The sequence below is a fragment of the Arthrobacter sp. BC5 genome (assembly GCF_056680255.1).
This window is the reverse complement of the sequence record NZ_CM155273.1, coordinates 3,586,179-3,598,965: the sequence shown is the minus strand read 5'-3', so window position 1 is coordinate 3,598,965 and position 12,787 is coordinate 3,586,179. Positions and strand designations below refer to the sequence as shown.

The following is a 12,787-nucleotide window of genomic DNA, read 5'->3' as shown; positions in this document are numbered from 1 at the left end:
CGGTGAGCGTCCTCCCAGCCGATACCGCCGTGCCCGCCGTCGAGCCCTCGGGCCTGACCTTCACGAAGGGTCACGGCACGGGCAACGACTTCGTCCTGACGCTCGATCCCGAGGGCACCGGCCCCACCGACGCCGGCTTCGTCGCCGCCCTGTGCGACCGCCACCGAGGCATCGGTGCCGACGGGTACATCCGCGCGGTGCGCTCATCGGCGCTTCCCGAGGGCCGCGCCCTCCTGCAGACCGAGCCGGCCGCCGAATGGTTCATGGACTACCGCAACGGCGACGGGTCGGTGTCGGAGATGTGCGGCAACGGCGTGCGCGTCTTCGCGCACTTCCTCCTCGCCCGGTCCGTCGCCGAGCTGCCCGACGGCGGCGAGCTGGCCATCGGTACGCGCGCAGGTGTGAAGCGCGTGACCCGGTCCGGTGACGGCTACGCCGTCGACATGGGGCCCTGGGAGTTCATCTTCCCGGAGGCCGCCGTAGCGCGTGGGATGGATTCCCTCGTCGCCATCGGGGGCCTCGACGTCGACCGCCCTGCGCTGTCCGTGAGCATGGGTAATCCGCACACCGTCGTCGCGCTTGCCGAGCACGCCGAACTCGAACGGACGGAGCTGCACCGCGCACCGGCCGTCCAGCCGGTGCCACCAGCGGGAACCAACGTCGAACTCGTGGTCCCGTCGGAACCGCTCGTGGGGGACGACGGCGTCGGGCGCCTCACGATGCGCGTGCACGAACGGGGAGTCGGGGAGACGCAGTCCTGCGGTACCGGGGCGTGTGCCGCGGCCGCGGCCACGAGATTCTGGGCGGGCCGGGACGCGCCCTCCCGGTGGCGCGTGACCGTTCCCGGTGGCGTGGTCGGAGTGACCTTCTTCGACGGACCCGAGGGCCGCGAGCACGTGCAGCTCAGCGGGCCCGCCGTCCTCGTGGCGGACGGCGTGCTGCTGCCCGCGGTCTGACGGGACGGCCCCGGCTCAGCCGGCCCGGTGCACCTCGAGGACGCGGAACGACTTGGAGGTCTCCGCCCGCCGGACGCCGAAGCCCTCCGGCAGTTCCTCCGCGAGCCAGCGCTGCAGCGAGTCGGCCCCCAGGTTCTTCTGCACCACGAGCCACGCGCGTCCACCCGGGGCGAGTCGTGGCAGCCAGCGGAGCAACAGGGCATGCAGTTCCTGCTTGCCGATGCGGATGGGCGGATTCGACCAGATGGTGTCGAACTCGAGGTCCTCGTCGACGGCGTCGGGGAGACCGGCGGTGACGTTGCCCAGCCCCAGCCGCGCCGCGTTCTCGGTCGTCAGCGCGATGCACCGCTCGTTCACGTCGACGGCGTACACCTCGGCACCGGGGGACCGCAGCGCCATCGTGAGGGCGATCGGCCCCCAGCCACAGCCGATGTCCAGCAGGCGCTGCCCCTCGGGAGGGGGGACGGTGTCGAGGAGGATCGCCGTACCCTTGTCGACGCCGTCGGGACTGAACAGTCCGGACGACGTCACGAGATCCCTGGATGCGCCGGCCAGGACGACGGAGAGTGGCCGGCGGGTGTCCGGTCCTGCCGGCTGGGCGCTGAAATAGTGCTGTGGATCCATGGAGGAAAGCCTAGTGGCACCTGCGAAGCACCCGGGCAAGGCGGTTTTCGCGCTGGGAGAATACGCCGCACCGCGTTCGTGGTCGGCCGTAGAATTGACCGACATCCACTGAGGGAGACTATGACCACGAACAACGGGCATTCCGCCGGAGCCGACATGGGCCCGGAGGAGATCCAAGCCGTCATCGACCGGATCCTCGCCAGCGACGAAGCTGCCGTGGCGAAGGCGAAGAACGGGACGAAGCCGGAGGAGACCTCCGCACCGATCGACAGGACCTGGCGGTCCCGGGCCCTCGCGCTGTCGCAGGACGAGGAGCCATCCGGGTCGGACGGCGACCAGCAGGACCTGTCCGAGCGCCGCGCGCTCCGCCGTGTCGCCGGACTGTCCACCGAGCTCGAGGACGTCACCGAGGTCGAATACCGGCAGCTGAGGCTGGAGCGGGTCGTCCTCGCCGGCCTGTGGAGCGAAGGAACCGCGCAGGACGCCGAGAACTCGCTCCAGGAACTGGCAGCCCTCGCTGAGACCGCCGGCTCCGAGGTGCTCGACGGTATCGTCCAGCGCCGACTCAAGCCGGACCCCGCGACGTTCCTCGGCTCGGGCAAGGCCCAGGAGCTCAAGGGGATCGTCCAGGCGACCGGCGCGGACACGGTGATCGTCGACAGCGAGCTGTCACCGTCCCAGCGCCGCGGGCTGGAGGACATCGTCAAGGTCAAGGTCATCGACCGCACGGCCCTGATCCTCGACATCTTCGCCCAGCATGCCAAGAGCCGTGAGGGCAAGGCCCAGGTCGAACTCGCACAGCTCGAGTACCTGCTCCCGCGCCTGAGGGGCTGGGGCGAGTCCATGTCACGCCAGGCCGGTGGCCAGGTCGGCAGCGCCGGAGCCGGTATGGGTTCCCGTGGTCCGGGTGAGACGAAGATCGAGCTCGACCGGCGCAAGATCCGTACCCGCATGGCCAAACTGCGCCGCGAGATCGCCGGCATGAAGCCCGCGCGTGAGACCAAGCGGTCCAACCGACGGCGTAACCAGGTGCCCTCGGTCGCCATCGCCGGCTACACGAACGCCGGCAAGTCCTCCCTGCTGAACCGGCTCACGGATGCCGGCGTGCTCGTCGAGAACGCCCTGTTCGCCACCCTCGATCCGACGGTCCGCAAGGCCGAGACACCGGACGGGATCGGCTACACGCTGGCGGACACGGTCGGATTCGTCCGCTCCCTGCCCACCCAGCTGGTCGAGGCGTTCCGGTCGACGCTGGAGGAAGTGGCCGACTCCGACCTGATCCTGCACGTCGTCGACGCGTCCCATCCGGATCCGGAGGGACAGATCGCGGCGGTACGCACGGTGCTTACCGAGGTGGACGCACGCAAGGTGCCCGAGATCATCGTGCTGAACAAGGCCGACGCCGCCGATCCTTTCGTCATCGAGCGCCTGAGGCAGCGCGAGCCCCGGTCGGTCGTCGTCTCCGCCCGCACGGGAGCGGGGCTGACCGAACTCCGCCAGCTGATCAGCACGAACATCCCGCGCCCCGGAGTGAAGCTGGACATCCTGGTGCCCTACGAGCGGGGCGAGGTCCTCAGCCGCCTCCATGAGGAGGACGTGGAGATTCTCGGCATGGAGCATGTCGACGACGGGACGCGCCTCGAAGTGATGGTCCGGGAGGGCCTGGCAGCCGAGCTGGAGCCGTACGTACGCAATGACTGACAGCCCGAGGTCCGGTGCCGCCGTCGCGGCGCCGGACGCGGCGCACCGCTCCGCAAAGGCCCGGCAGGCCCTCGACCTGCTCGACGCCGCCGTGGGGGCGATGGGTGGGGAGATGCGCGCCGGCCAGCACGAGATGGTGCGCCAGGTCAGCGAGGCCATCCGCTCGGGCGACCACCTCCTCGTCCAGGCCGGTACGGGAACCGGCAAGTCCCTCGCGTACCTGGTGCCCCTGATCGCCCACGCCATGGACAGCGACCGCCCGTCGGTCGTCTCGACCGCGACACTCGCGCTGCAGGCTCAGATCGTCGGCCGGGACCTGCCGCGCCTCCTCGATGCCGTCCGGCCCGCGCTGGCACGGCCTGTCGACGTCGCGCTCCTCAAGGGCCGCTCGAACTACGTCTGCCTCCACAAGACCGGAGGTGGCTTCCCCGAGGAGGACGCCCCCGACACCCTCTTCAGCCTCGGTGAGGACGCTGCACCGCATCCGGCACCCGCGTCGGGCGGTGCCCCCGCATCGGCGCTCGGCCGGGAGGTGGTGCGGCTCCGGGAGTGGGCGGAGGAGACGACGACAGGCGACCGGGACGACCTCGTCCCGGGCGTGAGCGACCGCGCGTGGCGCCAGGTGTCCGTGTCCAGCATGGAATGCCTCGGTGCTGCCCGCTGCCCCGTGGCCCAGGAGTGCTTCAGCGAGAGGGCGCGCGCCGCCGCCGCGGACGCGGACATCATCATCACCAACCACGCGATGCTCGCGATCAGTGCCTTCGAGGGCCTCGCCGTGCTGCCGGCGTACGACGTGGTCGTCATCGACGAGGCGCACGAACTCCACGACCGCGTCACGGGGGCCGTGTCGGGTCAGCTGTCGGCCTCGATGGTGAGCGCCGCGGCCACGGCGCTGCGGCGTCACGCCTCCATCGGCACCGCGGCCCTCGATACCGCCGCGGCGGCCTTCGAGTCGGCGTCCGAACTCCTGTCCTCCGGACTGCTGCCGGGCGGCCTGCCGGACGACGTCGAGCAGGCGCTGGCGCAGGTCCGTGACGCGGCGCGCGCTGCGCTCTCCGACACGAAGACGGAGGGCAAGTCCGAGGCCGACGTCGACGGCGGCCGGCAGGTCGCCCGGTCCCGCGTGGCCCTGGTCTTCGAGCTCGCGGAGCGGATCCTGGCAGCCACGGAGCTGAACGAGGTGGTCTGGGCCTCGCGCCCCAGTACCTTCACGCCCGGCGCGGGGTACGAACAGCCGGACGAGAGCTCGCCCGCGACGCTGAACGTGGCACCGCTCTCGGTCGCCGGGCGCCTGCGGGAAGGACTGTTCGAGGACCACACCGTGATCCTGACCTCGGCGACGCTCGCCATCGGCTCCGAGTTCGGACCGGTTGCGGGATCCCTGGGCCTCAGTGGTCCCGGCGCCCCCGCGTGGACCGGGGTCGACGTGGGAAGTCCGTTCGACTACCCCCGGCAGGGGGTCCTGTACGTGGCGAAGGACCTTCCGAAGCCCGAGCGGGGCACGTCCGACGCGCAGCTGGCGGAGCTCCTGACCCTGCTCACGGCCTCCCGCGGGGGAGCGCTCGGACTGTTCTCGTCGAAGCGGGCCGCCGAGGAGGCGGCGGAGGCGCTGCGCCCGAAGGTCGACTTCGAGATCCTGTGCCAGGGGGACTCGTCCCTCAGCGCGCTCGTGACCCGGTTCGCGGAGGAGCCGGACACGTGCCTGTTCGGCACCATGTCACTGTGGCAGGGGGTGGACGTGCCCGGCTCGTCCTGCCGGCTCGTGGTCATCGACCGCATCCCCTTCCCGCGGCCGGACGATCCACTGATGACGGCGCGGACCAGGGCTGTGGCCCGCAACGGCGGCAACGGATTCATGAGCGTCTCGGCGACGCATGCTGCGGTGAGACTGGCGCAGGGCGCTGGTCGCCTCATCCGCGCGGCGGGGGACAGGGGCGTGGTGGCCGTCCTGGACAGCCGGCTCGCCAACGCCCGGTACGGCGGGTTCCTCAGGGCCGCGCTCCCGCCCTTCTGGGCGACGACGGACCGCGCCACGGTCACGGGCATCCTCGAGCGGCTCTCGGGACGCTGACGCGTCCGCCCGGCGGGCAGGGAATCCGCCGGGCGCGTCGCGATCCCCGGGCGGCGCGGCCGAGAGGGCCGTCGCCCGGATCGGCTGCCAGGCCGTCGGACCGGTATGCGCTACAGGGCGCGCATCACCGAGACGACCTTGCCCATGATGCTGGCGTGGTCGCCGAGGATCGGCTCGTAGCGGGTGTTCTGCGGCAGGAGCCAGGTGTGGCCGTCGCGCTGCCGGAAGGTCTTGACGGTCGCCTCGTCATCGAGCAGCGCCGCCACGATGTCGCCGTTCTGCGCACTCTGCTGCTTGCGGACGACGACCCAGTCACCGTCGCAGATCGCGGCATCCACCATGGAATCCCCCGAGACCCTCAGCATGAACAGCTCACCGTGGCCCACGAGCTGCCGTGGCAGGGGCATGACGTCCTCGACGACCTGGTCCGCGAGGATGGGCCCGCCTGCGGCGATCCGTCCCACGAGCGGCACCAGGGCGGTGTCGACGGCGATCTGGTGCTCCGCCGGCTTCCGGGCCGGCGACGAACCGTGCGTATCCGCGGACTGCTCGGAGGCCAGTGTCAGCGGCAGCAGTACCTCCATGGCCCGGGGGCGCTTCGGATCGCGCCGAAGGTATCCGAGCCGCTCGAGCTGCGACAGCTGGTGGGTCACGCTCGACAGGCTCGCAAGCCCCACGGTGTCACCGATCTCACGCATGGAGGGCGGATACCCCTTGTCGGCGATCGAGCGCTGGATCGTCTCGAGGATCGTCAGCTGGCGGGCGGTCAGCCCTTTGGACACGGAACGGCCGCGCGGACGGCCGCGGCCCGTAGAGATGGGCACGGCATCGGCCGCAACGGCGGCGGTGTTCGATTCCTGCCGGATTGCCGGGGTTGGTTCCGCCACTGGTGTGCCTTTCGCCTGGGACGCTGATCCCGTCGTGTCCGCCGATCCGCTCCCGATGGGCCGGAAGCCGATATGTCAGTGGCGGGTGGTTGTCTGGGGTACATCGACGGTTCGCCCGCCGCTTGGGAGCAGGTTCCACCGGTGGTGCACTCTCCTGCTCACGCTAGGACAGTCCGGGGCAGTTATCAAACATATGTTCGACCGAGTCTCGACAACGGTCGTTCGTCAGTGCTAGAAATAGGCAGACACGAAATAGAACGTATGTTCGAAAAAGGCCCCGGGCCCGCATCGGATGTTCGAAGGGAAAGAGGATACGCAATGGCTGAAGCACTGCACGGCAGCACGGCGCTGCGGGCGTTCACGCCCGCCCGTTCCAGGGTGAACCTTCGGAGCGTCCGCGACCTCCCGCAGGCCGCCGTACCTTCGGACGACGGGCAGCGGGGCACCCAGCGCCCCCTGACCCTCACCCGGCGGGGCCGGCTGCTGCTGGTCGGTCTCCCGATCGCCCTGGGCGTGGCAGCACTGATCCTCCTCGGCGCATTCCTGACATCGCAGGCGCAGGCGGGCGAGTCCGCGCCGACGTCCTCGCAGACGCTGGAGGTGAACATCGCCGCGGGGGAGTCGCTGTGGGACCTCGCGGTCCAGTACGCCCCGGAGCGGGACCCGCGCGACGTCGTGGCGGAGATGGTCGAGCTCAACAACCTGGGCACCTCCGTCGTCCAGGCCGGCCAGCGTATCTCGGTGCCCTCCGAGGGCTAGGCGACAGGCGCGCCGGCCGCGGGGCCGATCCGCCGCTCGGCCCGTGATCCGCCAGGGGCCGGCGCCGGTATTAGCCGCTGAAGTCCGCATCCCTTAAACTGGAGGGGTGCCATCCTCCGTCGACGCCCTTGCGAACCTTCCCCTGCGTGATGACCTCGTCGGGCTCCACCCGTATGGTGCCCCGCAACTGGATGTGCCCATCCTGCTGAACGTGAACGAGAACACGCACGGCGTTCCTGCCGACGTGCACGCAGCCATCGTCGAGGCGGTTGCCGCTGCCACCCAGGGCCTGAACCGCTATCCGGACCGCGAGTTCACCGAGCTGCGGAAGAACCTCGCCGACTACCTCGGCCACGGCCTGACGGCGGATCAGCTGTGGGCCGCGAATGGCTCGAACGAAGTGTTGCAGCAGGTCCTGCAGGCCTTCGGCGGGCCGGGGCGCACGGCGATCGGCTTTCCGCCCACCTACTCCATGTACCCGCTGCTGGCCAGCGGAACAGGAACACGCTATGTCACGGCGGAGCGGGGAGCAGCCTATGCCATGACACCCGGGGCAACGGCCCGTGCGGTCCGCGAGTCCGCCGCGAACGTGGTGTTCCTCTGCTCGCCCAACAACCCGACCGGCACGGCGCTCGGCCTCGATGTCATCGAGGCCGCCTATGAGGCCGGAGAGGCCGCCCGCGCGATCATCATCGTCGACGAGGCCTACGGAGAGTTCGCGCAGAAGGACACGCCGAGTGCCCTGACGCTGCTGGCCGGCCGACCCCGCCTGCTGGTGTCCCGCACCATGAGCAAGGCCTTCGCCCTGGCCGGGGCGAGGATCGGCTACCTTGCGGCCGCACCGGAGGTCACGGACGCCCTCCGGCTGGTCCGCCTGCCGTATCACCTCTCCGCCATCACCCAGGCGGCGGCCAACGCAGCGCTGACCCACGCGGACACCCTGCTCTCGAACGTCGAGGCCATCAAGGTGCAGCGGGACCGCATCGTGCGGGAACTCGAGGTCCTCGGCCTCTCACCGGCGCCGTCGGACGCCAACTTCGTGTTCTTCTCGGGACTCGAGGATCCGCGCCGCGTGTGGGAGGGCCTGCTGGATGCGGGAGTACTCATCCGCGACGTCGGCATCCCGGGCTCCCTGCGGGTGACCGCGGGAACAGAGGAGGAGACGACGGCGTTCCTCTCCGCGTTGGAGAAGCTGCTCTAGCTCCCGCGGACGGTCCGCCCTCTGGAAACGTCTCCTAGAATTGAAGCGCACGACGCCTGAGGCGCCGCGCCGTGCACCACCTCCAGCCCGCCTGACACCACGTCGAACCGCGCCCGGATGACCGGCAGCGCACAGAAGGAATGCAATGACAGTTGATGCCGCCCGCGGCCGTACGGCCCGCATCGAGCGCGTCACGAGCGAGTCCAGTGTCCTCGTGGAACTCGACCTCGACGGAACCGGTGTGTCCTCGATCGACACCACGGTGCCGTTCTACGACCACATGCTCACCGCGCTGTCGAAGCACTCGCTGATCGACCTGACCATCCGGTCCTCGGGCGATACACACATCGATGTGCACCACACCGTCGAGGACACGGCCATCGCCATCGGCGAGGCGCTACGCCTCGCGCTGGGAACGAAGGCGGGCATCCGCCGTTTCGGCGAGGCGACGGTTCCCCTGGACGAGGCACTCGCGAACGCCGTCGTCGACATCTCCGGGCGCCCGTTCCTCGTGCACGGCGGCGAGCCCGCGGGGCAGGAGTACCACCTCATCGGGGGCCACTTCACGGGATCCCTCACCCGGCACGTGCTGGAGGCGCTGGCGCTGCACGCCCAGATCTGCCTGCACGTCACGGTCATCGCGGGCCGGGACCCGCACCACATCGTCGAAGCCCAGTTCAAGGCCCTTGCCCGGGCCCTGCGCGCCGCTGTCGAGCCTGATCCGCGGGTCGACGGCATTCCGTCCACCAAGGGAGCACTATGACACCGCGCACCGTCACGGTCCTGGACTACGGATCGGGCAACGTCCGTTCCGTGGTGAGAGCGCTCGAACACGTCGGCGCCGAGGTGGTGCTGAGCGCCAAGCCGGCTGACGTCCTGAACGCCGACGGCCTGCTCGTGCCCGGCGTCGGCGCCTTCGCCGCCGTGATGAAGGGGCTCAAGGATGTCGACGCCCTCCGCATGATCGGACGCCGCGTGGCCGGCGGTCGTCCCGTCCTGGGCATCTGCGTCGGACTGCAGGTCCTGTTCGACGAGGGCGTGGAGCACGGTGTGCGCACGCCGGGCATGGGCGAGTGGCCGGGGACGGTCGAACGGCTGAAGGCCGAGGTCGTGCCGCACATGGGCTGGAACAGCGTCCAGCCGCCCGAGGACACGGTGCTCTTCGACGGGATCCGCGACGAGCGCTTCTACTTCGTGCACTCGTACGGCGTCCAGGACTGGTCCTTCGATGTCACCCAACCGGCGATGAAGCCCCCGCAGGTCACCTGGTCCGATCACGGTGGTCCGTTCATCGCGGCGGTGGAGAACGGCCCCCTCAGCGCCACGCAGTTCCACCCCGAGAAGTCCGGCGATGCCGGAGCTCAGCTCCTGCGGAACTGGATCGAGGGCCTCCGGTGAGCCGATGCTGAGTGTCGTCCTCATGGGCGTCGCCGGCCTCCTGATCGGCGGGGCGTTCTCGCTCCGCAGCCAGAAGGTCCCGCGCTGGGTGTGGATCGCCTTCCTCGTGCTGGCCGGTCTGTCGCTCTTCGCCGCGTACCTGTTCACGTTCTCCGGCGGATAGCCGGACCACCCTCCCGACCGCCCCGCCATCCCGGCCTCCGCCGCCCGCAAGAAAGCAGACCATGAGTCCCTTCTCCGAATCACCCACCCTCCAGCTCCTTCCCGCCGTCGATGTCGCCGACGGACAGGCCGTCCGGCTCGTGCAGGGGGAAGCGGGCAGCGAGACCAGCTACGGCGATCCGCTCGACGCGGCCCTCGCCTGGCAGGAGGACGGCGCGGAGTGGGTGCACCTGGTGGATCTTGATGCAGCATTCGGCCGGGGCTCCAACAGGGACCTGCTCGAGCGCGTGGTCAAGCACCTCGACATCAAGGTCGAGCTCTCCGGGGGGATCCGCGACGACGCATCGCTGGACGCTGCCCTCGAACTCGGAGCAACCAGGGTGAACCTCGGCACGGCAGCGCTGGAGAATCCGGAATGGACCGAGCTGGCCATCGCCCGGTACGGCGACGCCGTCGCCGTCGGGCTCGACGTCCGCGGCACCACCCTCGCGGCACGGGGGTGGACGGAGGACGGCGGCGACCTGTGGGAAGTGCTGCAGCGCCTCGAGGACGCCGGCTGCGCGCGCTACGTCGTCACGGACGTGACGAAGGACGGCACGCTCAAGGGCCCGAACCTCGCGCTGCTCAGGGAGGTCCTGGCCAGGACCTCCCGTCCCGTCGTCGCCTCGGGCGGCATCTCCAGCCTCGACGACATCGCAGCCCTCCGCGAACTCGTGCCGAGCGGTCTCGAGGGCGCGATCGTCGGCAAGGCCCTGTATGCCGGAGCCTTCACCCTGCCCCAGGCGCTGGATGTGGCAGGACTTCCCGCCGCGGACGCGTGACCGCCAGGCAGCTGCCCGCGCACATCGCAGCGGCGCTGGCGGGCAACACCACCGACTCCGCCGGCCGGCCATGGGCGGGCCGGGACCTTACCGGTCCGGCCAACCCGCTGCACGCGTTCGACGACGACGACGGCTCGGCCGACGCGCGGCTCGCTGCGGCGGTGGCGGGGCTCCTCGGCGCGTCGGGCCAGCCGGGCCCGCACGAACGGGCCGTCTTCGCGGCGCTGACGACGGCACGGGTGTTCATCCCGATCGTCGCGCAGCTCAGCCAGGGCGGGGACGCGGCATCCGGCCTGCAGGCCGACAAGGAGGCCGACATGGCGCTCGTCACCCTCACGGCGCCGGACGGACGGAAGGCGCTGCCGGTGTTCTCGTCGACGCAGGCGCTGGCACACTGGCACCCGGACGCCCGGCCCGTCGCCGCCTACGCAGCACGGGCCGCCCTCGCCGCGGCGGCGGAGCAGGCAGAGCTCATGGTCCTCGACCCCGGTGCGGAGGTGACCTTCGTCCTCCGGCGTCCTGCCGTCTGGGCCCTCGCCCAACAGGCGAGCTGGACGCCGTCCTACGAGGACCAGGAACTGGCCGCGCTCATCGACGCGGTCGCACGCGGGCAGGAGGACATCCTGGGTGTGCTGCTGAGGCCCGGTGCGGGAGTCCTCACTCGGGCTGCCGACGGTAGCATTGCCTTCGGTGGGGGACCGGGCCCCGAGCTGCGCATGGATCTCCAGCTCCGCGGGGGACTTCCTCCGCAGGCCGTGCGGGACATCGTGTCCGCCTTGCGTGCCAGGCTCCTGGACCTCACTGAATTCGTGGAACGCGTCGATTCGCTCGACATCAAACTCACCCGCTGACGGAGCCGCCGGCGGAGAAGGACAGTCCGTGAACTTCGCCGTATACCGGGACCTCCTGCGCATCAGGTCCGTCCGGATGCTCCTGCTCGTCGGGATGATCGCCCGCTTCCCGCACTCCGCGGCAGGGGTCCTGCTGACCCTGCACGTGGTCCAGACGCTGGACCGCGGCTACGCCGAGGCCGGCGCCGTCGCCGCGGTCGTGACCATCGGGATCGCCGTCGGCGCGCCCTGGCGGGGGCGGCGGATCGACACCGCAGGACTGCGCCGTGCGCTCATCCCGTCCATCGTCGCGGAAGCGGCCATCTGGTCCGTGGCGCCGCACCTTCCGTATCAGTGGCTGCTGGTCGCCGCGCTGGTCGGTGGACTCTTCACGCTTCCGGCGTTCTCCGTCATCCGCCAGGCGCTCGGCGTCCTCGTCGAGGGCGACCGGCGGCGCACGGCCTTCACGCTCGATGCGATCTCCACGGAGGTCGTCTTCATGGCCGGGCCGGCTGTCGGCGTGGTCCTGGCGACGCAGGTCTCCACCGTGCTCGGACTGACGCTCGTGGGGCTCGCCACGGCCTCCGCCGGTCTCTTCCTGATGTGGTTCAACCCTCCGACGCGCTCGGAGCAACTGCCCGACGCCGGAACGGTCCCGGCCGCCGCGCCCGCCGGGATCGGCGAGGCCGCAGCGGACCTCATCGGGGCCCATGACGCAGGCCAGCAGGGGCGGCGGAGCAGCTCGCTGCTCCGACGGGGAGTGCGGCGCGCCTTCCCATGGCTGACGGTTCCGCTGGTGATCGTGATGATCATTGCGGCGGGAGCGGGGCTGGTGCTGTCGGGCTCGGAGGTCGGCATCGTCGCCGCGCTCGAGCACGCCGGCAACGAGGGACAGCTCGGCCTCGTGTTCGTGGCGTGGTGTGCGGCGTCCGTGGTGGGAGGCCTCCTCTACGGCGCGCTCCACCGGCCCGTCCCGCCGTCGCTCCTCCTGCTCGGCATGGCGCTGCTGACGTTGCCGATGGCCTTCGCCGACAGCACGCTCTCACTGGCACTCCTGTCGATTCCCGCGGGCCTGCTGTGCGCCCCCGTGCTCTCCGCGGCTTCCGAGAAGGTCGCCGACCTCGTCGCGGAGGATCGCCGGGGAGAGGCGATGGGCTGGTACGGATCCGCCCTGACCTCGGGTGTCGCGCTGGGGGCACCCCTTGCCGGCGTCCTCATCGACGCCACCGGTCCGTGGGGCGGCTTCACCGCGGTGGCCGTCGTCTCATCCGTCATCGGGGCGGCGGGCTTCGCCGCCCGGAACCTCGGCAGGCGCCCCGCGACGGCGGAGGCAGCCCGGGTGGCGAACCAGCCGTACTGACCGGCTGCCGGCGAACT

Annotated in this window: 13 protein-coding genes; 11 read left to right on the top strand and 2 right to left on the bottom strand. The window is 70.8% G+C overall.

All coding sequences use genetic code 11. The annotated features are described in order from the left end of the window. Positions 1 to 2: 2 nt before the first annotated feature. Positions 3 to 956 carry a diaminopimelate epimerase gene (gene dapF / locus AC1MFI_RS16825; RefSeq protein WP_479818359.1) on the top strand — a complete coding sequence of 318 codons (954 nt, stop codon included), beginning with the start codon at positions 3 to 5 and terminating at the stop codon, positions 954 to 956. 15 nt (positions 957 to 971) lie between these two features. Here dapF and AC1MFI_RS16820 read toward each other — a convergent pair whose 3' ends face one another. Next, positions 972 to 1,580 (bottom strand): class I SAM-dependent methyltransferase, encoded by a 609-nt coding sequence (locus AC1MFI_RS16820; RefSeq protein ID WP_479818357.1) that lies wholly within the window; start codon positions 1,578 to 1,580, stop codon positions 972 to 974. Positions 1,581 to 1,700: 120 nt separating this feature from the next. Here AC1MFI_RS16820 and hflX point away from each other — a divergent pair, with 120 nt between their 5' ends. Further along, a complete protein-coding gene (gene hflX / locus AC1MFI_RS16815) occupies positions 1,701 to 3,281 on the top strand; it encodes a GTPase HflX (protein WP_479818355.1) in 1,581 nt (526 codons plus the stop codon). Then, on the top strand, positions 3,274 to 5,352 hold the full coding sequence (locus tag AC1MFI_RS16810; protein ID WP_479818353.1) for an ATP-dependent DNA helicase: 2,079 nt from the start codon (positions 3,274 to 3,276) through the stop codon (positions 5,350 to 5,352). The genes hflX and AC1MFI_RS16810 overlap by 8 nt, the downstream gene beginning before the upstream one ends. Positions 5,353 to 5,462: 110 nt before the next feature. On the opposite strand, the gene lexA is transcribed toward AC1MFI_RS16810, so the two are convergent. Next, positions 5,463 to 6,176: a transcriptional repressor LexA gene (lexA, locus tag AC1MFI_RS16805; protein ID WP_479820932.1), complete on the bottom strand. Its 714-nt coding sequence runs from the start codon at positions 6,174 to 6,176 to the stop codon at positions 5,463 to 5,465. 381 nt (positions 6,177 to 6,557) lie between these two features. On the opposite strand from lexA, the gene AC1MFI_RS16800 reads away from it, so the two are divergent. The 8 genes from AC1MFI_RS16800 (at position 6,558) to AC1MFI_RS16765 (ending at position 12,770) form a co-directional block, all read left to right on the top strand. Next, positions 6,558 to 6,998 (top strand): LysM peptidoglycan-binding domain-containing protein, encoded by a 441-nt coding sequence (locus AC1MFI_RS16800; protein ID WP_479818352.1) that lies wholly within the window; start codon positions 6,558 to 6,560, stop codon positions 6,996 to 6,998. A gap of 106 nt (positions 6,999 to 7,104) precedes the next feature. Then, positions 7,105 to 8,199 (top strand): histidinol-phosphate transaminase, encoded by a 1,095-nt coding sequence (locus tag AC1MFI_RS16795; RefSeq protein ID WP_479818350.1) that lies wholly within the window; start codon positions 7,105 to 7,107, stop codon positions 8,197 to 8,199. Between the two features lie 145 nt (positions 8,200 to 8,344). Beyond that, the gene (gene hisB, locus AC1MFI_RS16790) at positions 8,345 to 8,962 is read left to right on the top strand and encodes an imidazoleglycerol-phosphate dehydratase HisB (protein WP_479818349.1); all 618 of its coding nucleotides are present in this window, start codon (positions 8,345 to 8,347) and stop codon (positions 8,960 to 8,962) included. Then, a complete protein-coding gene (hisH, locus tag AC1MFI_RS16785) occupies positions 8,959 to 9,597 on the top strand; it encodes an imidazole glycerol phosphate synthase subunit HisH (RefSeq protein WP_479818347.1) in 639 nt (212 codons plus the stop codon). Before hisB ends, hisH begins: the two co-directional genes overlap by 4 nt. 4 nt (positions 9,598 to 9,601) lie before the next feature. Beyond that, positions 9,602 to 9,760 carry a hypothetical protein gene (locus AC1MFI_RS16780; RefSeq protein WP_479818346.1) on the top strand — a complete coding sequence of 53 codons (159 nt, stop codon included), beginning with the start codon at positions 9,602 to 9,604 and terminating at the stop codon, positions 9,758 to 9,760. 61 nt (positions 9,761 to 9,821) lie between these two features. Then, entirely contained in the window at positions 9,822 to 10,580 is a 759-nt protein-coding gene (gene priA / locus AC1MFI_RS16775) for a bifunctional 1-(5-phosphoribosyl)-5-((5-phosphoribosylamino)methylideneamino)imidazole-4-carboxamide isomerase/phosphoribosylanthranilate isomerase PriA (RefSeq protein WP_479818344.1), read from the top strand. After that, positions 10,577 to 11,431, top strand: coding sequence for an SseB family protein (locus AC1MFI_RS16770; RefSeq protein WP_479818342.1), 855 nt, complete (start codon positions 10,577 to 10,579; stop codon positions 11,429 to 11,431). Before priA ends, AC1MFI_RS16770 begins: the two co-directional genes overlap by 4 nt. Before the next feature lie 28 nt (positions 11,432 to 11,459). Next, positions 11,460 to 12,770 (top strand): MFS transporter, encoded by a 1,311-nt coding sequence (locus AC1MFI_RS16765; protein ID WP_479818340.1) that lies wholly within the window; start codon positions 11,460 to 11,462, stop codon positions 12,768 to 12,770. Positions 12,771 to 12,787 lie beyond the last annotated feature (17 nt).